Source organism: Thioalkalivibrio sp. ALJ2 (assembly GCF_000378325.1).
Classification (GTDB): domain Bacteria; phylum Pseudomonadota; class Gammaproteobacteria; order Ectothiorhodospirales; family Ectothiorhodospiraceae; genus Thioalkalivibrio.
This window is the reverse complement of the sequence record NZ_KB899555.1, coordinates 207,037-229,383: the sequence shown is the minus strand read 5'-3', so window position 1 is coordinate 229,383 and position 22,347 is coordinate 207,037. Positions and strand designations below refer to the sequence as shown.

The 22,347-nt window shown below is 67.4% G+C and carries 21 protein-coding genes and 1 tRNA gene; 3 read left to right on the top strand and 19 right to left on the bottom strand.

Annotated elements, in window-relative coordinates:
- Positions 1–8 precede the first annotated feature (8 nt).
- Positions 9–1,436, bottom strand: coding sequence for a glutamate--tRNA ligase (gene gltX, locus F468_RS0106315; RefSeq protein ID WP_018994776.1), 1,428 nt, complete (start codon positions 1,434–1,436; stop codon positions 9–11).
- A gap of 495 nt (positions 1,437–1,931) precedes the next feature.
- Between gltX and F468_RS0106310 the strand changes: the two genes are divergently transcribed.
- Both F468_RS0106310 and F468_RS0106305 read left to right on the top strand, forming a co-directional pair.
- Positions 1,932–2,447 carry a peptidylprolyl isomerase gene (locus tag F468_RS0106310; RefSeq protein WP_018137548.1) on the top strand — a complete coding sequence of 172 codons (516 nt, stop codon included), beginning with the start codon at positions 1,932–1,934 and terminating at the stop codon, positions 2,445–2,447.
- A gap of 8 nt (positions 2,448–2,455) precedes the next feature.
- Entirely contained in the window at positions 2,456–3,211 is a 756-nt protein-coding gene (locus F468_RS0106305) for a UDP-2,3-diacylglucosamine diphosphatase (RefSeq protein ID WP_018175457.1), read from the top strand.
- 872 nt (positions 3,212–4,083) lie between these two features.
- Here F468_RS0106305 and F468_RS0106300 read toward each other — a convergent pair.
- The 17 genes from F468_RS0106300 to rnr form a co-directional block, all read right to left on the bottom strand.
- Positions 4,084–4,926, bottom strand: a complete 843-nt coding sequence (locus F468_RS0106300) for a ferritin-like domain-containing protein (protein ID WP_018994775.1) — start codon at positions 4,924–4,926, stop codon at positions 4,084–4,086.
- A gap of 19 nt (positions 4,927–4,945) precedes the next feature.
- Complete coding sequence (locus tag F468_RS0106295; RefSeq protein WP_018994774.1) at positions 4,946–7,450, bottom strand: heavy metal translocating P-type ATPase; 2,505 nt, start codon at positions 7,448–7,450, stop codon at positions 4,946–4,948.
- 11 nt (positions 7,451–7,461) lie between these two features.
- Positions 7,462–7,593 (bottom strand): hypothetical protein, encoded by a 132-nt coding sequence (locus F468_RS14730; RefSeq protein ID WP_018138107.1) that lies wholly within the window; start codon positions 7,591–7,593, stop codon positions 7,462–7,464.
- A 108-nt stretch (positions 7,594–7,701) separates the two neighbouring features.
- A complete protein-coding gene (locus tag F468_RS14645) occupies positions 7,702–8,070 on the bottom strand; it encodes a hypothetical protein (RefSeq protein WP_026278817.1) in 369 nt (122 codons plus the stop codon).
- Positions 8,071–8,166: 96 nt separating this feature from the next.
- On the bottom strand, positions 8,167–9,639 hold the full coding sequence (cls, locus tag F468_RS0106280; RefSeq protein WP_018138105.1) for a cardiolipin synthase: 1,473 nt from the start codon (positions 9,637–9,639) through the stop codon (positions 8,167–8,169).
- Positions 9,640–9,666: 27 nt separating this feature from the next.
- Positions 9,667–10,857 (bottom strand): O-succinylhomoserine sulfhydrylase, encoded by a 1,191-nt coding sequence (locus tag F468_RS0106275; RefSeq protein WP_026182194.1) that lies wholly within the window; start codon positions 10,855–10,857, stop codon positions 9,667–9,669.
- 34 nt (positions 10,858–10,891) lie between these two features.
- Entirely contained in the window at positions 10,892–12,001 is a 1,110-nt protein-coding gene (gene alr, locus F468_RS0106270) for an alanine racemase (RefSeq protein ID WP_018994074.1), read from the bottom strand.
- A gap of 70 nt (positions 12,002–12,071) precedes the next feature.
- Positions 12,072–13,430 (bottom strand): replicative DNA helicase, encoded by a 1,359-nt coding sequence (dnaB, locus tag F468_RS0106265; protein WP_018138102.1) that lies wholly within the window; start codon positions 13,428–13,430, stop codon positions 12,072–12,074.
- A gap of 88 nt (positions 13,431–13,518) precedes the next feature.
- The gene (gene rplI / locus F468_RS0106260; protein WP_018138101.1) at positions 13,519–13,968 is read right to left on the bottom strand and encodes a 50S ribosomal protein L9; all 450 of its coding nucleotides are present in this window, start codon (positions 13,966–13,968) and stop codon (positions 13,519–13,521) included.
- A 68-nt stretch (positions 13,969–14,036) separates the two neighbouring features.
- The gene (locus F468_RS0106255; RefSeq protein WP_018175450.1) at positions 14,037–14,984 is read right to left on the bottom strand and encodes a hypothetical protein; all 948 of its coding nucleotides are present in this window, start codon (positions 14,982–14,984) and stop codon (positions 14,037–14,039) included.
- A 31-nt stretch (positions 14,985–15,015) separates the two neighbouring features.
- On the bottom strand, positions 15,016–15,240 hold the full coding sequence (gene rpsR, locus F468_RS0106250) for a 30S ribosomal protein S18 (protein ID WP_018138099.1): 225 nt from the start codon (positions 15,238–15,240) through the stop codon (positions 15,016–15,018).
- Positions 15,241–15,282: 42 nt separating this feature from the next.
- Positions 15,283–15,687 carry a 30S ribosomal protein S6 gene (rpsF, locus tag F468_RS0106245; protein WP_012983301.1) on the bottom strand — a complete coding sequence of 135 codons (405 nt, stop codon included), beginning with the start codon at positions 15,685–15,687 and terminating at the stop codon, positions 15,283–15,285.
- A gap of 166 nt (positions 15,688–15,853) precedes the next feature.
- On the bottom strand, positions 15,854–16,309 hold the full coding sequence (locus F468_RS0106240; protein ID WP_018994075.1) for a cytochrome c: 456 nt from the start codon (positions 16,307–16,309) through the stop codon (positions 15,854–15,856).
- Positions 16,293–16,919, bottom strand: coding sequence for a cytochrome c (locus tag F468_RS0106235; protein WP_026296501.1), 627 nt, complete (start codon positions 16,917–16,919; stop codon positions 16,293–16,295). The genes F468_RS0106240 and F468_RS0106235 overlap by 17 nt, the downstream gene beginning before the upstream one ends.
- A gap of 64 nt (positions 16,920–16,983) precedes the next feature.
- Positions 16,984–17,298, bottom strand: a complete 315-nt coding sequence (locus F468_RS0106230) for a hypothetical protein (protein ID WP_018994773.1) — start codon at positions 17,296–17,298, stop codon at positions 16,984–16,986.
- Positions 17,299–17,325: 27 nt separating this feature from the next.
- Entirely contained in the window at positions 17,326–18,081 is a 756-nt protein-coding gene (gene rlmB / locus F468_RS0106225) for a 23S rRNA (guanosine(2251)-2'-O)-methyltransferase RlmB (protein ID WP_018994772.1), read from the bottom strand.
- A gap of 11 nt (positions 18,082–18,092) precedes the next feature.
- Entirely contained in the window at positions 18,093–20,573 is a 2,481-nt protein-coding gene (gene rnr, locus F468_RS0106220; RefSeq protein ID WP_018994771.1) for a ribonuclease R, read from the bottom strand.
- Between the two features lie 238 nt (positions 20,574–20,811).
- Between rnr and F468_RS0106215 the strand changes: the two genes are divergently transcribed.
- Positions 20,812–20,898, top strand: a tRNA-Leu gene (locus F468_RS0106215).
- Positions 20,899–21,047: 149 nt separating this feature from the next.
- Here the strand turns inward: F468_RS0106215 and F468_RS0106210 are convergent.
- Entirely contained in the window at positions 21,048–22,343 is a 1,296-nt protein-coding gene (locus F468_RS0106210; protein WP_018138094.1) for an adenylosuccinate synthase, read from the bottom strand.
- Between the last annotated feature and the right edge of the window lie 4 nt (positions 22,344–22,347).

Genomic DNA, 22,347 nt, shown 5'->3' with positions numbered 1-22,347 from the left:
AGGGCGCTTCAGCCCGCCTGCTCAAGCGCGGCCTGCAGGCGCGCACGCACCCGTTCACGCCCCAGGTACTCGAAGATGCGCGGCAATTCCGGCCCATGGACCTGACCGGACAGGGCCGCGCGCAGCGGCATGAACAACTTGCGCCCCTTCGCACCCGTCGCCGCGCCGACGGCCTTGGCCAGGGCCGGGAAATCCTCGGCCTCGTCCAGGGCATCCAGGGCAGCGCGGTAGAAATCCGCGCCCGCCTGCTGCAGCTCGGCGGCAGCCGCCTCGCTCAGTGGGGCCGGATCGGCGGCGAAGGCCTCCGTCCAGATACGGGCGTCCTCGGCGCGGGTGATGTTGTCACGCAACAGCCCCGCTAGTGCCGGGCGCTGGTCCTCTGGCACCTGCCCGAACACCTCGAAGTCCTCGAGATAGGCCAGCAAATCGCTATCGGACAGCTGGCGCAGGGCCTCGGCCTGCCAGTGTTCCAGCTGCTGTGCATCGTGGCGCGCAGCGCTGTGACCGATACGCTCCGGGCTGAACCCGGTGGCCAGTTCCTCATCGCTCAGCAGTTCGTCCGACTCGTAGCGGTGCCCGAGGCGTGCGAGATGGTTGAGGATCGCGAGCGGCAGGTAACCCGTAGTGCGCAACTCCTCGACACTGGCCGACCCATTGCGCTTGGACAGCGGCGCACCGTCGTGTCCCATCACCAGCGGCAGGTGATGGTAGGCCGGCGCCGCCAGCCCCAGCGCCTCCAGCAGCAGCATCTGGCGCGGGGTGTTGGCGATATGGTCCTCGCCGCGCACCACATCGGTCACGCCCATCAGGGCGTCGTCGATCGCATTGGAGAAGAAGAAGGCGGGCGTGCCGTCGGAGCGGCGGATCACGAAATCGCCGATCTCGTCGGTCCGAAAGCTCACCGGCCCGCGTACCCCGTCCTCGAAACGGACCGTTTGGCCCAGCGGCACACGAAAGCGCAGGGTCGGCTTCTGCCCTTCGGCCGCGCGCCGCTCGGCCTCCTCCGCGCTCAGGTGGGAGCAGGTCCCCGGATAGCGCGGCGGCTTGCCTTGGGCGCGCATGCGCTTGCGTCCCCGTTCCAGCTCGGCGGGCGAACAGAAGCAGGGGTAGGCCTGACCGGCATCGATCAACTGCTGGTAATAGCCGTCGAAGATCCCGCCGCGTTCGGACTGGGCATACGGTCCGGAATCGCCACCGGCGTCAACGCCCTCGTCCCAGTCCAGCTTCAGCCAGCGCAGATCGCGCATCAGCGCGACCACGAACTCCGGGCGCGAGCGCTCGGCGTCGGTGTCCTCGATCCGCAGCAGAAAATGCCCGCCGCGCGAGCGGGCGAACAGCGCGCTGAACAACGCGGTGCGCACGTTGCCGAGGTGGAGAAGCCCGGTGGGACTGGGCGCGAAACGGGTCTTGGTCGGCGGTGTCGTCATCGCGCGCATGGTAGCGGAGCACCCCGCGGGCCACCAGCCGGGCCGGCCGTGGCCCTAGGGAGACGCTGATTGAATCGCGCGTCCGCGCTCGAGTCGCTTTAGCGTGCGAACAAGGCGCGGTGACTGCCGTGCAGTCATTCTGCACAAGGGAACCGCAACGCTGCGCGCGCGCCCGTTTTTGATCAACAACGGGCGGCCGAGCCCCTGATTTCGATGGCTTGTGGGGTTGGTGCCCCCCGTTCCCCGATCCTGCGTTGCGCCGCTTGCGGGTAGAACCACTACCCGCTGCACGACGCGCCTTGTCTCGGAAAACAGGGGGCACCAACGCGGACGTGCGATTCAATCAGCGTCTCCCTAGTAGCATTGCTGGCAGGCACCCCGTCTGCCGGGTACCATGGCCGCCCGACACTCATCCGGAGGGCCAGTCCCGTGCAGCGATCCCGTTTCCGGCTCGGCATTGTGCTGGCCACCGCCCTTCTTGCCCTACTGCTTTCAGGAGCCCCCATGGCCGATACCAATCCGCAGGTCGCGATCGAAACCAACCATGGCCGCATCGTGCTGGAACTCAATGCCGAGGCCGCCCCGGAGACGGTCGCCAACTTCATGTCCTACGTGGATGACGGCTTCTACGACGGCACGATCTTTCACCGCGTGATCCCGGGCTTCATGGTCCAGGGCGGCGGCTTCGACAAGAACATGAGCCAGAAGTCCGCTGGCGAGCCCATCCGCAACGAGGCGGACAACGGCCTGAAGAACGAGGTGGGTGCGATCTCCATGGCCCGCACCCAGGATCCGCACTCGGCCACCGCGCAGTTCTTCATCAACGTGAACGACAACGACTTCCTCAACCACACGGCCCCGAATGCGCAGGGCTGGGGTTATGCGGTCTTCGGCAAGGTGACCGAGGGCATGGACGTCGTGCGCCAGATCGAGTCCGTACCCACCGGCCGTTCCGGCATGCACCAGGATGTGCCGCAGGAGCCGGTCGTGATGGAAAGCGTGAAGCGCGTCGAGGACTGAGCCACCCCGTGGCTTCCAGCGCGCCGGCCCTGGTCATTTCCGACCTGCACCTGGATCGCGAGCCCGGCCCCCTGCTGGAGGCCACACTCGCCTTCCTGAAGGGACCGGCGCGCAGCGCCTCGGCGCTGTACATCCTCGGCGACCTGTTCGAATACTGGGTCGGCGATGACGCCGGATTCCCGGCCGCCGAACAGCTCGCCGAGGCCCTGCAGACACTCGAGATCCCGGTGGCCTTCATCCATGGCAACCGGGATTTTCTCGTGGGCCCGGACTATGCCGCCCGCGCCGGGATGCAGCTGGCGCCCGAGCCGCTGCACGCGGCCCTGCCCTGCGGGCCCGCCGTGCTGCTGCATGGCGATTCCCTGTGCACCGACGACACCGAACACATGGCCTTTCGCCAGCAGGTACGCGGCGGCGAATGGCAGCGGGCCTTCCTGGCCCAGCCGCTGGAGGAACGCATCCGGCAGGCGGAGTCCATGCGCGCCACCAGTCGTGACAACAGCCGGATGAAGGCCGACGCGATCATGGATGTGAATGCCGACGCCGTAGCGGATACCTTCCGCGACGCCGATGTCCCGCTGATGATCCATGGCCATACCCACCGGCCCGCGATCCACGACCTGACGGTCGACGGCCAGCCACGGCAGCGCTGCGTCCTCCCGGCCTGGGACGAGCACCCGGGCTACCTGGAGGTCGCGGCGACCGGCCCCGTCCTGCGCGAACTGGACGGCTCGCCCTACCCCACGCACCTGCTGCACGCCTGAACCACGCGCTTCGCGCCGTTGTACGGCTGGGCCTGGTTCGGCATCCGGTGTTTACGTGCCTTCGGCCGGCCGCCTGCCATGCGCTGTCTCGGCAGCGCACCCCGAGGTACTTTCTTGCTTGCCCAAGAAAGTACCCAAAGAAGGGCACCCGGATTCCGCCCTGGAACCTTGCTCCAGGGTCCTCGGGCCGGCGGCGCTGAAACTCGCTACGCCTTCGGCTTCGCTCAGACAGTCAGCGCCTCTCTTCCGTCCCGAGAACCCTTCCGCAAGGGGCTTCATACGGGGGGATGAAGGTCAAAACAGAAGTTATCCCCGCGCCTGCAGCCAACTCCAACGCCGTAGGGTGCGGTTGAGCACAGCGAAACGCACCGTTCCGACGTCGGGGCAACCCTGATGCGATTCGCTGCGCTCATCGGCATCCTACCCCCCCCGGCGCCCGCTGGCGGGCGCGGCACGCTATGGCCGAAGGCCGCGCGTGCCGAAGATGTCCGAAGACCTAGCCTCCATCCGTAAGCACAATCGTTGGGACAGCCGTTGTCTTGACCTTCACCCCCGTTGTCGTCGCGCCGAGTGGAGAGGGTTTTCGCGGGAAGAGAGGCGCTGACTGTCTGAGCGAAGCCGAAGGCGCAGCGAGTTTCAGCGCCGCCCGCGAAAACCCTCTCCACTCGGCGCGAGGGAAACCCCGGCCCGCATAGCGGGCCGGGGTCGCGGCAGTCGGGCGTGTTTCTTGGTTACTTCTTTGCACGAGCAAAGAAGTAACTCGCGGCGCGCTCGCGAGTGAGCGCATGGCAGGCGACTGGACGAAGGCACGTAAACACCAGATGCCGAACCATGGCCAGCCACAAAACGGAACAGAGCCGATCCACTGGAGTCTAGGGCGATGGTTCGCCGATGGCCTGGGCCTCCAGTTGCACCATCTCGGAGTCGGTGAAGCCGGCGGCGCGGCGCGCCTCGTGGGCGAAGGGCGGGCGTACGCGGCCCGGCATGTACTCGGCCAGCAGCTCGAGGAAGAGCGGCTCGGGATCGAGCCCGCGTACGTGCGCCAGCTCGCGGAACCAGCGCGTGCCGATCGCCACGTGAGCGACCTCCTCGCGCTGGATGATCTCCAGAAGCGCCACGGTAACGAGATCACCCGCCGCCGTCAGGCGCTCGATCATGCCCGGGGTCACGTCCAGCCCGCGCGCCTCCAGCACGCGCGGCACCAGGGCCATGCGGATCATCACGTCGTGGTCGGTCGCGAGTGCGGCCTCCCACAGCCCGTTGTGGGCCGGCAGGTCACCGTAATCAGCCCTCAGCTCGGTGAGCCGCGCACGCAACAGCCGGAAATGGCGCGCCTCCTCGGCCGCCACCTGCAGCCAGTCGCTGACAAAGGGTGCCGGCATGTCGCGAAAGCGATAGACGGCATCCAGCGCCAGGTTGATCGCGTTGAACTCGATATGCGCAACCGCATGCACCAGCGCCACCCGCCCGGCCGTCGTGTGCAACCCGCGTCGCGGCAGGTCCTTCGGGTACACCAGCACCGGCCGTTCCGGACGCCCGGGCACCTCCAACCGTTCCGGCCCGGAGCTGGCGACCGCCTCCAGCTCATCGGACCACCAGGCCTGCATCAGCGCCAGCACGCGCTCGCACTTGGTCTCGGGATCGCACTCGCGCAGCGCCATTTCGGCCGCTTGGTAGAGATCCGGGCTCGCGGGATGGGTGATCGGCTGACTCATGGCGGCCAAGGATACCCGTTCAGCGCTCGTCGGTCGGCATGCTGCGGCGCAGCAGGATGGAGTTGCCGATGACCGAGAGCGAGCTGGCGGTCATCGCGATCACGCCGATCATGGGGTGCAGCAGGCCGGCCGCGGCGATCGGGATTGCGGCGGAGTTGTAGCCCCAGGCCCAGAACAGGTTCTGCACGATCTTGCGGAAGGTCAGGCGCGAGAGCTGCACGGCCTCGACCACCTTGGTCAACTCGCCGCGCACCAGGGTGACGTCCGCGGCCTCGATGGCCACATCCGCGCCGGCCCCGATCGCGATGCCGACGTTCGCCTGCTGCAGCGCCGGGGCATCGTTGATGCCGTCGCCCACCATCGCCACGTGGTCGCCGTACTGCGCCTGCAGTTCGCGGACCGCTTCGACCTTGCCCTCCGGCAGCACGCCGGCTCGGACCTCGTCGATCCCCACCTGTGCGGCCACCGCGTTTGCGGTGCGCTCGTTGTCGCCGGTGACCATCACGCAGCGTATGCCGAGGCTATGCAGCTGCTCAATGGCGCTCTGCGACTCCTCCTTGAGGGTGTCGGCGACCGCGACAATGCCGGCCGGTCGCTCGCCAATGGCCACCAGCATCGCGGTCTTGCCGGCATCCTCGAGCCGCCGCAGCGATTCCAGCAGGCCGGACGGATCCAGGCCCTGCTCCTCCAGCAGCCGCTGGCTGCCGACCAGGACGCGTTCCCCGTAAAGGTGAGCCTCCACCCCGCGCGCGGTGTGCGACTGGAACTGTTCGACCTCGGCGATCGCCAGCTCCCGGTCGCGCGCACCCTGCACGACGGCCTCGGCCAGCGGGTGCGCGGAGCCGGCCTCCACGGCCGCGGCCGCACCGAGCACGCGAGCGTCATCGAAGCCCTCGGCCGCGATCACGTCGGTCAGTGCCGGCTGCCCGCGGGTGATGGTCCCGGTCTTGTCGAGCACGATCACGCGGATGTCCTTCAGCGTCTGGATCGCGGAGCCCGAGCGGATCAGCACTCCGCGCTCGGCGCCCATACCGGAGCCCACCATCAGCGCGGTGGGCGTGGCCAGTCCCAGCGCACAGGGGCAGGCAATGACCAGCACGGCGATCGCCGCCAGCAGCGCCAGCACGATCGGCGGCCGTTCCGAGTCCACCCAGGGCAGGAAGCCCTCGCCCCAGATCAGGATCGGCTGCAGCGCCCCGGAGAACGCCAACCAGGCCGCAAACGCGGCCAGCGCAATGACCAGCACCGCCGGCACGAAGCGCGCGGTGATGCGGTCCGCCAGCTCCTGCACCGGCACCCGCGAACCCTGGGCCTCGTTCACCAGACGGATCACCTGCGACAGGAAGGTGTCGGCCCCCACGCGGGTCGCACGCACCTTCAGCCGCCCCTGCTGGTTCAGGGTCGCGCCGAGCACGCTATCGCCCTCGCCCTTGTCCACCGGCACCGACTCACCGGTGGCGATGGATTCGTCCACCGTGCTCTCGCCGGCGACCACTTCGCCATCGGTGGGGATCTTCTCGCCCGGGCGCACGATCATCAGCTCGCCCACCTGCAGCGATTTCACCGGCACCTCGACCTCTTCGCCATCGCGTTCGACCCGGGCGGTCTTCGCGCCCAGATCCAGCAGCTTGCGGATCGCGGAGGAGGCCTCGCCCTTGGCGCGGTACTCCAGATACCGCCCGAGCATGTGGAAGGCCATGATGGTCGCGGCCATCTCGATGAACGAGGTCATCGGATAGAAGAAGCCGATCAGCCCCAGCAGGTAGGGTGGCAGCGAGCCCATGGAGATCAGCACGTCCATGTTCAGGCTGCCGCTTTTCAGCGCGCGCCAGGACGAACGGTGGGTGGCCGCACCGCCCGCCATGAACACCACCGGGAAGGCCAACACGGCAATGATCAGCAGATAGCCGGGGATCTCCTGCCAGAACATGTGCGGCATCATCAGCACCATGATCGCGATGGTCGGGATCATCGCGATCCACAGCCGGCGCCAGGCCTGCTTCAGATAGGCGGCGTCAATCTCGGCGTCGTCCGCCTCGCTGCCGGCCTCCTCGGTCTCCACCGCCGCCACGTCATAGCCGGCCCCCTCGACCGCGGCGCGCAGGGCCTTGGCATCGGGGCCGCCGGGACCGGGCTCTACGGTCACACGGTGATCGCCGATGTTGGTGCGCACCGCCTGGATGCCGTCCAGCTTCTCGATCGCACCGCGCACGATCCCCGCACAGTGATCCGACCCCATGCCGGGCACCACCAGGCGCACCGCACCGACACCGCCCGCCGCGCCCTCGACCTGGGCAACGTCGTAGCCGGCCCCCTCCACGGCGGCCCGCAACCCCTGCGGGTCCACCTGCTCGGGGTCGTATCCCACGGTCACCCGGTGGCGGGCGATATTGGTCCCCACCGAGGCTACACCCGGGGTCTTCTCCAGCGCCGCGCGGACAATCCCCGCGCAGTGGTCCGACCCCATGCCGGGGACGATCACCACCGCCTCGCGGGCGTCCGCTGGCTTCGTTTCCGTCGTCATCGCGCGACTCCTCAGCGATTACTGAACAGATACTTGATCAGGGCCGCGATCCCGAGGATCAGCAGCGCCAGAATCAGTAGACCAATCCAGCCATGGCCGAAGCCGAGGCCCGTCATCCAGCCAAAACCTTGTTCATGCATCATGGTGTAGTCCTCCCAGGGAACTAGTGACAACCGCAATGCGCGACACCGCGCACCGAGTGGGCGATCCACGATCACCCGGGGCCGGGCGGAACCCCGGCCAGGGAGGACTCAGAGGGGTGGGCGAAGATCCGGTGCCGCAGGGATACCGGGGCCCATGGCGACGGGAAGGGGGGCGAAAACGGGCGCGGCCGCCGTGACCGGCGTGCCGGCGGGTGAAGGCAAACCCGAGACCCCGCAGGCGCCACAGACCGCACAGGGCATCTCGCAGGCCGAAGGCGCAGCCTGGATCACAAGGTCCGGCGAAAGGTCCGATGACATGGGGTCTGCAGGTGATCCCGCTCCATGATCCAGGCAGCGGTCCGCCGCGGTCATGCCGCCCGCGGCGCCACCGTGCATCATCCCCGCACCGGCGATCGGCGCCAGCAACAGGGCGGCGACGATCAGTAGATTCATTAGATGGCGCGAGGCTCGTGACACGGGCTGGTCTCGAAAAGGTATTCTGCCTGCAAGTCTAGCAGCCGGTCCGGCGTTCGGCGTGACACAGATCAAGCCGCCCGTTCATCGCCCAGAGCGCTACAGCACAGGCGCCAGCAGATAGGCGGCCCGCGCGGCCACGCGGCGCCACAGCGGCAGGTCGTCCACGTCCTGCCGGGTCATCTCGCGCGAGCGGGCGAAGTCGGCCTCGAACATGCGCGCCGTCTCGCGGGCAAATCCCGGATCCAGCACCAGCGCGGTGACCTCGAAGTTCAGCCGAAACGAGCGGTTGTCCAGGTTCACGGTCCCCACCGCCGCACCCATGTCGTCCACCACGAAGGCCTTGCCGTGCAGGAAGCCCTCCTGATAGCGGTAGACGCGCACGCCGGCATCCAGTAGCGGGCCCAGGAAGGCGTAGGCCGCATGCGTGGTCAGCGGGTTGTCGGTGACCTCGGGGATCAGCACGCGCACGTCGACGCCACTGAGTGCCGCCAGCTTGAGCATGCCCTGCACGCCCTCGTCGGGCACGAAGTACGGGCTGGCGATCCAGATGCGCCGCTCGGCCGAATGGATCGCCTGCTGCATCATCAGGCTGGCGGTCTCGAACTCGTCGGCCGGTCCTGAGGGCAGGATCAGCACCGGGACGCCATCGTCCGCCATGGTCGCCGGCTGCCAGTCCAGCTCCGGGATCTCTTCGGTGGCCCAGTGCCAGTCCTCCAGGAACACCGACTGCAGGGCCAGGGCGGACGGCCCCTCGATGCGCAGGTGGGTGTCGCGCCAGGGGCCGATCTTCGGGTCCCGCCCGAGGTACTCGTCCCCCACGTTCAGTCCGCCGACCCAGCCCTGTTCGCCATCGGCCACCACGATCTTGCGGTGATTGCGGAAGTTCAGCTGGAAGCGATTGCCGCGCCCGCGGGTCGAGTGAAAGTGCTGCACATGCACCCCCGCCTCGCGCAGGGTGTCCAGATAGCTGCCGGGCAGGCGGTAGCTGCCGATCTCGTCGTAGAGAAAATAGACCTCGACCCCGTCCTGCGCCCGCTCCACCAGCCGCCGCTTGAGTTCGCGCCCGATCGCGTCGTCGCGCACGATATAGAACTGCACCAGCAGGTAGCGCTCGGCCTGCTCGATCCCCTCGAAGATACTGTCGAAGGTCGCCTCGCCATCCACCAGCAGCTCGACCTCGTTGCCGTGGAGGAACGGCCAGCGGGCGAGTTGCTGCACCCCGTCCAGGTGCTTGCTCGGCTCTTGCGCGATGTACTGGTGTGACCACAGCTCCTCGGTCTTCGGCTGCAAGGCCCGCGCCAGAGCGGAGTCCTCGTCACGGCGCGCGACCACATAGCCGCGAAACTCGCTGGCGCCGAATACCCAGTAGGCCGGCACAGCCACATAGGGAACGGTGTTGAGCGACACGATCCAGGCCACCGCGCCCTGCGGCGTGCGGGTGGACATCAGCGCATCCAGCGACGACAGGAACCCCAGCAGGTGAAAGCCAATTACAACCGTCAGCAGCACGCGCCAGCGCGGACGCCGGCGCGGCTTCGGATGGGCATCACCGGACTCGGGTCTGGACATATCCGTGCGGTCGACCCGGGAGCCGCGTCAGAGCGCGTCGAGCCCGCGGGCCAGGTCGCGCTGGATGTCGGCGACCGCCTCCAGCCCCACGGCGACCCGCACCAGAGCCTCGGTAATGCCCTGGGCCTCCCGCTTGTCCGGGTCCACACGACCGTGGGTAGTGGTGGCCGGGTGGGTGATGGTGGTCTTGGCATCGCCCAGGTTCGCGGTGATCGACAGGAATTTCGTTGCGTCGATCACCGACCAGGCGGCCTCGCGCCCGTCGGCGACCTCGAAGCTCAGCACGCCGCCGAAGCCGCTTTGCTGGCGCTTGGCGATCGCATGCTGCGGGTGGGATTCGAGCCCCGGGTAATGCACGGCGGTGATCTTCGGGTGGGCCTGCAGCCACTGCGCCAGGGCCAGGGCGTTGTCGCTGTGGGCGCGCATGCGCAGGGCCAGGGTCTCCAGCCCCTTCAGGAACACCCAGGCGTTGAACGGCGACAGGGTCGGCCCGGCCGTGCGCAGGAAGCCGTAGACGTCCTTGCCGACGCGCTCGGCATCGCCGACTACCGCGCCGCCCAGGCAGCGCCCCTGGCCGTCGAGGAACTTGGTCGCCGAGTGGATGATGATGTCGGCGCCCAGATCCAGCGGACGCTGCAGGATCGGCGTGCAGAAGCAGTTGTCCACCGCGAGCAGCGCGTCGTGCCGATGCGCGATCTCCGCCAGCGCGGCAATGTCCACCACCTCGCCCAGCGGGTTGGACGGCGTCTCGCAGAAATACAGCCGGGTATTGGGCTGCGTGGCGGCCTCCCAGGCCTCGAGGTTCGACAGCTCGACGTAGGTCACCTCGACGCCGAAACGCCCGAGGTAATTGTTGAACAACACGGTCGTCGTGCCGAACACCGAACGCGAGCAGACCACATGATCGCCGGCCTTCAACAGACCCATCATGGTCGCGAGGATCGCGGACATGCCGGAGGCGGTGGCCACACAGGCCTCGCCCCCCTCCAGCGCCGCCAGACGGTCCTGGAAGGTGCGCACGGTCGGGTTGGTGAAGCGCGAGTAGATATTGCCGGGCGACTCCCCGCCGAAGCGCGCGGCGGCCTCCGCGGCCGAACCGAACACGAAGCTGGAGGTCGGGAAGATCGCCTCGGAGTGCTCGCCCTCGGGCGTACGCCGGTAGCCGTGCCGGATGGCTACAGTCTGCGGGTCGTAATCAGCGGGGTCGAAGTCGGTCATCGCGGCATCCTTGAATGCGGAATGCCACAGTGTATCAGCGCGCCGGCTGCAGCCGGTCGGCCACACGCGTCAGCAGCTCGTAGCTGATCGTCCCCGCCGCACGCGCCACGCGTTCCACGGGAAGGCCTTCGCCCCACAGGGTCACCGGGTCCCCGACCTGCGCATCGGGCACCCCGGAGAGATCCACCGCCAGCATGTCCATGGACACGCGCCCGATCAGCGGGCAAAGCGCCCCCTTCACCAGCACTGGTGTGCCCGACGGGGCATGGCGCGGGTATCCGTCGGCATACCCCATCGCGACGATCCCGGCCCGGCCCGGCACATCGGCAGCCCAGGTCGCCCCATAACCGACGGTACTGCCGGATTCGAGCGGCTGGGTGGCGATGATCGGGGCCTGCACGGTCATCGCCGGGCGCAGGTCGCTGTCCGGACCCTCCGGGAGGTGCTCGGTGGGTACCGAGGCCGGATGCGCGCCGTAGAGCATGATACCGGGCCGGCCCCAGTATTCACCGGGGGCATCGGACGTCCCGCCCCGACCCCAGCCGGCAAACAGGGCCGCCGAATTGGCCACGCTGCGGCGTCCCGAAAATTCCGCCACCGTCGTCGCGAAACGGTCCAGCTGGCGGGCATTTTGTGGATGCTCCGGCTCGTCGGCACAGGCCATGTGGGTCATCCAGTGCAACCCGCCCTGCCCGTGGCCGGTAACCTGCAGTCGCCTGGCGACCGAGGCCGCCTCCGCCGGCACGAAACCCAGCCGGTTCATCCCGGTATTCAGTTTGATCCAGACGATGGGAAGCGTGACTCGGGCGGTCTCGAGATGGTCGAGTTGTGCCGCGTCGTGCAGCACGGGCTGCAGATGGAATTCGGTGCAGGCATGCACCTCGGAGGGATCGCGCGGACCCTGCAGCACCAGCAACGCGCCGTCGAAGCCGGCATCGCGCAGTGCCCGCGCCTCACCGACCTGGGAGACGGCCAGCCCGTCGCTTTCGCTGGCGAGTGCCTCGGCCGCCCACAGCAGTCCGTGGCCGTAGCCTTCCGCCTTTATCACCGACCACATGGGGACACCGGGTGCGAGGCCTCGCGCCACGGCCAGGTTGTGCCGCAGGGCCTCGGGGTGGAGCTGGATGCTGGCCGCGCGCCTCACGCGCCGCCTCGGGCCAGGGATCGAGAAGCATTGGGCGCCAACGCAAGTGTGTACATGGCTGGGTGTCCCCCTACTGCTCCATCCCGCCGTAGACGTCGGGGGCGTAGTTCTCGAAGCGAGTGAACTGCCCGCGGAAGGTCAGGCGCACGGTACCGATGGGGCCATTACGCTGCTTGGCGATAATGATCTCGGCCGTGCCCTTGTCCGGGGACTCCTCGTTATAGACCTCGTCGCGGTAGACGAAGGCAATAATGTCGGCGTCCTGCTCGATGGCTCCGGACTCGCGCAGGTCGGACATGACCGGGCGCTTGTTCGGGCGCTGTTCCAGCGAGCGGTTGAGCTGCGACAGCGCGATCATCGGCACGCTCAGCTCCTTCGCCAGGGCCTTCAGTGATCGCGAGATGTCCGAGATTTCGTTGGCGCGATTCTCGCTGCTGCCGGGCGACTGCATCAGCTGCAGGTAGTCGACCACAATCAGCTTGAGCCCCTTGTGCTCGCGCATCAGCCGGCGGGTACGGGCGCGCAGTTCGGTGGGTGACAGCGCCGGGGTGTCGTCGATAAACAGCGGGGCCTCGGAGAGCATCTGCACGGCACTGGTCAGTCGCGGCCAGTCGCCGTCCTCCAGGCGCCCGGAGCGCAGCTTCTGCTGGTTGATCCGGCCCATGGACGACAACAGACGCATCGCCAGCTGCTCGCCGGGCATCTCCATGGAGAAGATCGCCACCGGTTCGGCGTTCTTCATCGCCACATACTCGGCGATGTTCATGGCAAACGAGGTCTTGCCCATCGAGGGTCGACCGGCGACGATCACCAGATCGCCGGGGTTCAGCCCCGACGTCAGGGCATCCAGGTCCTGATACCCCGTCGCCACGCCGGTGATCGGGTTCTGCGTCTCGTAGAGGTACTCGATCTGCTCGACCGCGGCGGTCAGCAGCGGCTTCATGCCGCGGAAACCCCGGGCTCCGCGCGCACCCTGCTCGGCGATGCGGAACACCTTCTGCTCGGCCTGGTCCAGCAGCTCCTTGGATTCCCGACCCTCGGGCACAAAGGCCGAGTCGGCGATCTCGGTGCCCACCGAGATCAGGGAACGCAGGATGGACCGCTCGCGAACGATATCCGCGTAGGCCACGATGTTCGCGGCACTGGGGGTTTCGGCCGCCAGACGGCCCAGATAGGCCATGCCGCCCGCGTCTTCCAGCTCGGAGCTGCGCTCGAGCTGCTCCGACACGGTCACCATGTCGAACGGGGCGTTGCGTTCGGCCAGCGCGGCCACCGCCCGGAAGATCAGGCGGTGGTCGTGGCGATAGAAGTCTTCATCGGTAATGCGGTCCGCCACCCGATCCCAGGCGGCGTTATCCAGCATCAGCCCCCCGAGGACCGACTGCTCGGCCTCCTCGGAGTGCGGGGGGATGCGCGGATTCGGCGTCATTGGCCGGTTCATGCCCGAGGGCACCGTGTGAACCGGCCAGCCTGCCGGGCGTCAGCGACCTGCGGCCACTCTCCCGACATGCGGAGGATCACTCCTCGCCGATGACCACGACGTGAATGTCGACATCCACGTCCGTATGCAGATGCAGTCCGACCTCGAACTCACCCGTAGTACGCAGCGGTCCTTCCGGCATGCGCACTTCCTTCTTCTCCACCTCGGTGCCCTTGGCAGTCAGCGCATCGGCGATATCGGCGGGCCCGATGGAGCCGAACAGCTTGCCTTCGCCACCGGACTTGGCGGTGATTTCCAGCACGGTGCCTTCCAGCTGTGCCTTGCGCGCCTCGGCGGCGGCCAGCGCTTCGGCGGCGGCCTTTTCCAGCTCGGCACGGCGGGCCTCGAACTCGGCGATGTTCTCCGCGGTGGCGAACTTGGCCTTGCCCTGCGGCAGCAGGTAGTTGCGGGCGAAGCCGGAGCGCACGGTCACGCGGTCACCCAGACCACCCAGGTTATCGATCTTTTCCAGCAGAATGACTTCCATCTTCGGTATTCCTGTAACGTTGGGTCAGCCCCAAAAACGAGGCATTCTACACCGGTCGCCGACCGGTCTCACGAATTGTTGTCACCGTCCGGTCCGTCACCCGGACCCTTTCGCCCGCCCAGCGCGCCAAGACGCGAGCGGATGTCCGCCCAGGCATCGATCACCCCGATCGTCGCCAGCAGCAGGAACATCTGCGGCAGGGCCAGCGCCATCAGCACGTACATGCCCACCAGCCAGAAGCTGCTCATGCCCTGGTGATGCGTCAGTGCATGCACCAGTGCAATGCCCTGGAGGAAGAACAGCACCCCAAGGATGAACGCCAGCTCGGTGGCCAGCGGCACCGGGCCGAGATGCCCGACCAGCCCCAGCGCGACGGTCACGCCGCTCATGGCGCGACCGAACTGCAGCGCGCGGAACTCCTCGCCAAACGCCCCCGGGTTATACAGAAGCGCCTGCCAATAGCGGCCGATCAGCAGACTCAGCGTCAGACTCAGCAGCACGATCCCGGCAAAAAGCCCCGTCAGGTAGGGCGCCGCACGGCGCAGCGCGGCCTCCAGCTCCTGCGCCCCGGTATCCGTACCCTCGACCAGCGGTCCCAGCAGGGCCATGCCCGCCTCGGACCAGGCCGTCTGCAGATCCGGTACCAGGGCATGTACTGCCAGTACGCCAAGCCCGGCGACCATCGCGCCGGCCTTCAGCGTCATGCGCCAGGACACCGTACGGCGCAGGACCTCGGCCAGCAGGACCACGGGTGCCCACTGCACAAACCCCGCGGCCACACCCGCCATCGGCGGGGCCTCCGGGATCAGCACGAACATCGCAGCTCCGAGCACCAGCGCCGACAACGCGGCGACGAGCAGGGCCTGCCCCAGACCGACACGCAGGCCGACCAGTGCGATCAGGGCACTGCTGACGATCGCGATCGGCGGCAGGAAGAGCCCCGCAACGCCAAAGCCGGAGACCGCGCCCACGGCGCGGCCCCGGCTTTTCATCACGAATTCGGCCAGTACACGCATGGCCGTGCGTCCGGGCGAACCGGAGCGCGGATCAGTGGTTGTCGCTGTACGGCAGCAGCGCGAGGTAGCGCGCGCGCTTCACGGCCGTGGCCAGCTGGCGCTGATACTTCGCGCTGGTGCCGGTCACGCGGCTGGGCACAATCTTGCCGGTCTCGGTTACAAAACCTTTCAGCAGGTTCAGGTCCTTGTAATCGATGTACTCGATGCCTTCGGCGGTGAACTTGCAGTACTTGCGACGACGCGGAAAACGGGCCATGTCAGATCTCCTTCAAAAATTCGGTCAACGGACGGGCGGGACTTACTCGGCGGAGGCCGAGTCGTCAGAGGCGGCCTGGCCACCTTCGTCGTCACGCTCGCGGCGACGGCCCTTGGCACCTTCCTCTTCCTGGCCCTTGGCCAGCGGGGAGGTTTCGGTGACGGCCTCTTCCATGCGCATGGCCAGGTGGCGCAGCACGGCATCGTTGAACCGGAAGGCACTGACCAGTTCTTCCAGCGCCTCTTCCGAGGCCTCGATGTTCATCAGCACGTAGTGGGCCTTGACCAGCTTCTGGATCGGGTAGGCCAGCTGACGACGGCCCCAGTCTTCCAGGCGGTGGATCTTGCCCTCGTGACCTTCGACCAGGCCCTTGTAGCGCTCGATCATCGCCGGGACCTGCTCGCTCTGGTCCGGGTGGACCAGGAACACAACTTCGTAATGACGCATTGTTCGACTCCTTGCGGGTATCAGCCTCCCGACGCAGCGGTGAGGCAAGGATTCCGCCCGCCGGAAAACCGGCAGACGGAAAGGCGCGATATCTTAAACGAACTGGGCCCCGGCAACAAGCCCGACGGCCCTCGGCAGCGCCGTCGCGCCGAGCCGGGTGACGATGTCAGTCCTCGTCCACCGGCCACTCGTCGTCCGGGATGATCCCGTCGTCACGCTGTTCGTGCCGCACCCAGGCGACGATATCCGCCACATCCTGATGATCCAGCCCGGGAACCGGCGGCATGTCGCCGTATTCCCAGTGATGCGCGACCACCCCGCGCTCGACCGCGATAAAGAAGGTGATATCGGCATGATGCGACGGCTCGTAGATCCGGTGGATCAGCGCCGGCCCTTGCTCGGTACCGCGGGCATCGGCACCATGACACTCTGCGCAGCTCTGCGCGAAGCGCTCCCGACCCACCTGCGGATCGCCATACAGCTCGATATTGGCCAGCCCCTGGATCGGATACGGCGCGCGCTCCTTCGCTGCCTCCGGGGCCTCGTCGCCACACCCGGTCAGCAGACCGGCAAGGGCCAGCGTGACCACCGGTGCCCCGACCGACTTAATGCGCATGCCCATGATGGCCCCCGCTGTGCTGATCATGGTCGTCGTGCCCGTCAGGCGCGTGATGACCATCGTGGTCATCCGAGGGGGCGTCGTCGACATCGGCCAGCTCGTAGCGTATGTAATTGACCACGTGCCAGATCTCGTCGTCGTCCAGCACACCGGCAAAGGCGGGCATCTCGCCCGAGCCCTCGCGAATCACCCAGTGGTATTCGCCTGCGGTGTGTCCCCCGGCGTGTTCCCGTAGATCGGCTGGACGCGACTCCAGCGCACGCGCCTGCGGGCCGTCACCGGCGCCGGCCTCCCCGTGGCAGGCCAGGCACTGGGCCCTGTAGGCCTCCCGCCCCATGCGTATGGATGAATCGTCCGCCGCGTGGGGGTTGTCCCGCGCGGCTGCGTCGGAAGGCGCTTCCCAGCGATGCTCGTGCGCGTCGTGGTCGTGCATGTGGTCATCGTGCGCGTGATGGTCATGGCCGTGGTGGTCACCCTGGCCGGAATGGTCATGGTGATCGTGGGTCGGCTCGCCATGATGGTGGTCGTGGGCCTCGCTCGCCGCGAGTGGCGCAGCCAGGGTCAGGCTCATGGCCAGCAGGGTGCTGACCGGAAAAACGGTTGCAAAAGACATCTGGATTCCTCGCTGTCGCAATCATCAAAACGGACACGGCCAGGCCGCATCCAAGACAGGGGAATCAGGATCTAGGTGGCGGGCTCGGGGGTGCGGCGGATGACCGGGCCGGCCGCAACAGCGATTCGGCGGGTACCCGGGCCAGTTGCGGCGTGAGCGAGACAACCGTCGCCAGCGGGGCCATGCAACAGCCACCGTGGCTGGAACACTCATGTTCGGCGTGATGATCGCAGTGCGCACCATCGCAGTGCATGGCGGCGTCCATCTCCACGGGCTCGATGTGCATGGTCGCCATGTCGGCCGCATGCACGGTTTGCGCCATCACCAGCAGGGGCAACAGCAGCAACAGCCAGAGGAACGGTCGAGGATGCACGCGCATGTACCGAGTGTATCAGGGCCGGCGCCGTCAGGATTGGCGCTGGCGCCGGACCTCGAACAGTGTGATCCCGGTCGCCACGGAGACGTTCAGGCTCTCCACCGTGCCCCGCATCGGGATTTTCGCGAGATGATCACAGGCCTCGCGGGTCAGGCGTCGCATGCCCTCGCCCTCGGCCCCCATCACGATCGCGGTCGGCGGCCGCAGATCCACCGCATAGAGGTCCTCGCGCGCGGCACCGTCCAGACCCACGGTCCACATGCCAGCATCCTTCAATGCCGCCAGGGTCCGCGCGAGGTTGCCGACCGCGACCACCGGCACGGTTTCCGCCGCGCCCGAGGCGACCTTGATCGCCGCCGGCGTGAGCGCCGCGCTGTGGTGTCGGGGTGTCACGATGGCACCGGCGCCGGCCGCGTCCGCGGTGCGCAGGCAGGCGCCCAGGTTGTGCGGATCGGTGACCCCGTCCAGCACCAGCACGAGGTCCAGCCCATCCTGTACCCGCCGGACCAGGGTCTTTTCGTCCACTACCGGGCGCGGGGCGCAATGCACGATCACGCCCTGATGCTGGAAGCCGGGATGGTGCTGGTCGAGCTTGTCGCGCCCCGCCCGCTCGATCGAGATCCCGCGCGCCTGGGCCTGCTCCAGCAAATGAGCCAGCGCGGGCTCCAGGGTGCCGCTCGCCAGCTGCAGCAGACGCACGCGCTCCGGGGCATGCTGCAACACGGCGGCGACCGCATGGATCCCGCCGAAGGACTCGCCGCGAGGCCCCTTGCCGCCCTTGCCCATCGCCTGGATTCTTAGGAGGCGCTGGACGAACGGCGCCGCCGACCACGACGACGCCGGCCGGACTTGCCGCCGGGCTCGCCATCGGCACCCGACGGCGTCTCTGAAGTGTCGACAGCCGGGGCCTCGGTCGGGGCCTCAGCAACAGACTCCGGCGACTTGCCACGACCGCGCCCACCGCGGCGGCGGCGCTTCTTCTTCGGCGGGCCGTCGTCCTGGGCCTGCTCGGGCGCGGCCTCCGGTGCCGGCTGCACGGCCTCGGCGTCCTTGCGCTTGCGACCACGGCCGCCCTTCTTCTTTGGCGCGGCCTCGACTTTGGACTCTTCGGCCAGAGCCAGATCGATCTTGCGATCGTCCAGGCTGACGCGCACGACCTGCACGCGCAACTCATCGCCAATACGGAATACGCGACCGCCGCGTTCGCCGGTCAACGTGTGGCGCGACGGCTCGAAGTGATAGAAGTCGTTATCGAGGGCGGTCACGTGCACCAGGCCCTCGATGTAGACGTCCTTGATCTCGACGAACAGACCGAACCCGGTCACCCCGGAGACGACGCCGTCAAAGGTGTCGCCGACCTTGTCCTGCATGTATTCGGCCTTGAGCCAGGCGACCGCGTCGCGCGTGGCATCATCCGCACGGCGTTCAGCCATGGAGCAGTGCTCGCCGAGCGATTCCATGTCGTTGTGCGAATACGGGAAGGCCTTGTTGCTGCCCTTGCGCAGCACATGGCGAATCCCGCGATGCACCAGCAGATCCGGGTAGCGCCGGATCGGCGAGGTGAAGTGGGCGTAGTCATCCAGCGCCAGCCCGAAGTGGCCGTCCAGTTCGGGCGCGTACACCGCCTGGCTCAGCGAGCGCAGCAGCACGGTCTGGATCAGCTGCTGGTCGGGACGCTTCTTCGCCGCCTTCAGGACCTCGGTGTAGTCGCGGGGGCTCGGCTCGCTGCCCCCGCCGAGCGCCAGACCCACCCCATTGAGGAAGTCACGCAGGTCGTCGACCTTGTCCGTCGGCGGCTGGTCATGGATACGGTAGAGCGCCGGCACCTTGTGCTTCTTGAGAAAGCGCGCGGCCGCCACGTTGGCCATGATCATGCATTCCTCGACCATGCGATGCGCGTCGTTGCGCTCGGTCGGCACGATCTGCTCGATCTTGCGATCCTCGCCGAACAGGATCTTGGTCTCGGTGGTATCGAAGTCGATCGCCCCGCGGCGGTTGCGCGCGGCATGCAGCGCCTTGAAGACCTCGTGCAGGACCTCCAGGTGGGGCATCACATGCCCATTCTGCTCGCGCAGCTGCTCGTCGCCATCGAGCATCGCGGCGACGTCCTCGTAGATCAGGCGCGCATGCGAGCGGATCAGCCCCTCGTGGAAGCGATAGTTCTTCAGGGCACCGCGAGCACCGATCTCCATCTCGCAGACCATGCTCAAGCGATCGACCTTCGGGTTCAGCGAGCAGAGCCCGTTGGACAGGACCTCCGGCAGCATCGGGATCACGTTGTTCGGGAAATACACCGAGGTCCCGCGCGTACGTGCCTCGCGGTCCAGCGCCGCATCCCGCTCGACGTAGTGCGACACGTCCGCGATGGCCACCCACAGGCGCCAACCCTTGCCGTCGCGCTCGCAGTACAGCGCGTCATCAAAGTCCCGCGCGTCGTCGCCATCGATAGTCACAAATGGCTGCTCGCGCAGGTCCAGGCGGCCCTTCTTGGCCTTCTCGTTGACCTCGGCCCCCAGCTCATCGGCTGCGGCAGCGACCTCCTCTGGCCACTCGTGCGGCAGACTGTGCGCACGGATCGCGATATCGATCTCCATGCCGGGCGCCATGTGTTCGCCCAGCACCTCGATGACGTCCCCGCGCAGGCGTGCCGTGCGCGACGCGGACTCGCGGATACGCACGACCACGATCTGGTCGTCTTCGGCCTCGCCCAGACCATCGGGCGGCACCAGGATGTCGTGCGTGATGCGCTTGTTGTCCGGGGTCAGGATGCCCACCCCGTCCTCGATGCGCAGGCGCCCGACCACCTGGGTCGTGTTGTGTTCGAGGACCTCGACGATGCCGCCCTCGCGGCGACCGCGACGATCCACGCCCATGACCCGCGCCAGCACGCGGTCACCATGGAACACACCGCGCATCTGGCGCGGCGAGAGAAACAGATCGTCGTCCTGTTCATCCGGCACCAGAAAACCGAAGCCGTCCGGGTGGCCGATCACGCGACCGCGAATCAGGTCTTCCTGGTTGACCGGGAGATAGGCGCCGCGCCGGTTGCAAAGGGCCTGCCCGTCGCGCTCCATCGCCTTCAGGCGACGGCGCAGGGCCTCGAGACGGTCGTCGTCGACGATCTCCAGCCGCTCGGCGATCTCGTCGTAGGACAGGGGGTTGTCGGCTTCCTGCAGGAGCCCGAGGATGAACTCGCGGCTGGGGATGGGATTGTCGTACTTCTGCGCCTCGCGCTCGAAATTGGGATCGGCCGGCGCCTTGCTTCTTTTTCTTGGCATTCAAACAACTCGTTGGATGATTCGGTGGCCGCCAGCGGAAGGCTGGCAACGCAAGCGCCCTATTATGCGGCAAGTAAAGATTTGCTGCCGGAAGCGCCGAGGGACGCGCGAACCCAGCCTCACGTCCGCGCCCATGGCACAGGACATTCTTGCGGGCGTTGACAGGCTTTTGGCCGCGCACTATATTGCGCGCTCCTGAAGCGCAGGACCCGGTCTCGAACCGGCGATCCGACCTCGTGCCGAGGTGGCGGAATTGGTAGACGCGCTAGCTTCAGGTGCTAGTGAGCGAAAGCTCGTGGAGGTTCAAGTCCTCTCCTCGGCACCATTTCTCTGCTTCCCGATCCCCCGAGACGAAAATACCCGCCCCGTTCTCCGCACGGATCTCCGTATAGCGGTGGAACTATGTCTGTCCGCGCGTACGGCACGGGCCTGGCCCGCACCGCACGTCCAAGCGATATCCCAAACGCGCCTGGATCAGCAATCGAACGGGTCGCGCAGCACAAGCGTCTCGTCGCGATCCGGCCCGGTGGAGATCATGTCGATCGGGACACCCACCACCTCGGACAGGCGCTCCAGATAGGCTCGCGCCGCGGCCGGCAGCTTTTCGTATTCGCGAATCCCCACGGTGGATTCCTGCCACCCCGGCATCTCCTCGTAGATCGGCTTGCAGGCCGCATAGGCCTCGGCTCCGGACGGCGGTACCTCGTGGCGTTTGCCGCCACAGTCATAGCCGACACAGATCTGCACGCTCTCCAGCCCGTCCAGCACATCCAGCTTGGTCATGCACAGGCCGCTGATGCTGTTAATCGCGACCGCGCGCTTGAGCGCGACCGCATCGAACCAGCCACAGCGCCGTGCGCGCCCAGTGGTGGAACCGAATTCGTTGCCGCGGGTGGCCAGGTGCTCGCCCATGTTATCGAACAGCTCGGTCGGAAACGGGCCGGCCCCGACACGGGTGGTGTAGGCCTTGGTGATCCCCAGCACGTAGTCGATATCGCGCGGACCGACACCGGAGCCCGTCGAGGCGCCCCCGGCGGTGGTATTGGACGAGGTGACGAACGGGTAGGTCCCGTGGTCGATGTCCAGCAGGGTGCCCTGTGCCCCCTCGAACATCACGTCCCGGCCCTGGGCCCGCAACTCGTGCAGTCGCCCGGCGACATCCGCGACCATCGGCTGCAGGCGCTCGGCGTGCGCCAGGCACTGTTCCAGCACCTCCTGCTGGTCGATCGTGGGGGCCTTGAAATAATGCTTCAATGCGAAGTTGTGGTAGTCCATCACCTCGCCCAGCTTGGCGGCCAGACGCTCGCGGTGGAACAGGTCGTCCAGGCGCAGGCCACGACGCGCGACCTTGTCCTCGTAGGCGGGGCCGATCCCGCGCCCGGTGGTCCCGATCGCAGCCTTGCCGCGCGCCTTCTCGCGCGCATGGTCCAGCGCCACGTGGTAGGGCAGGATCAACTGGCAGGCGTCCGACAGCCGCAGGCGGTCGGCAACCGGCACGCCCTTGGCCTCGAGCTCTTCCATCTCGGTAATCAGCGCCTCGGGCGAAAGCACCACCCCGTTGCCGATCATGCATTCCACGCCTTCGCGCAGGATCCCCGACGGGATCAGGTGCAGCACGGTCTTCTCGCCATCAATCACCAGGGTATGCCCGGCATTGTGCCCACCCTGAAAACGGACAACAGCGGCTGCGTCCTCGGTCAGGCGGTCGACGATCTTGCCCTTGCCCTCGTCACCCCACTGACTGCCCAGTACGACTACGAAACGTCCCATCGGC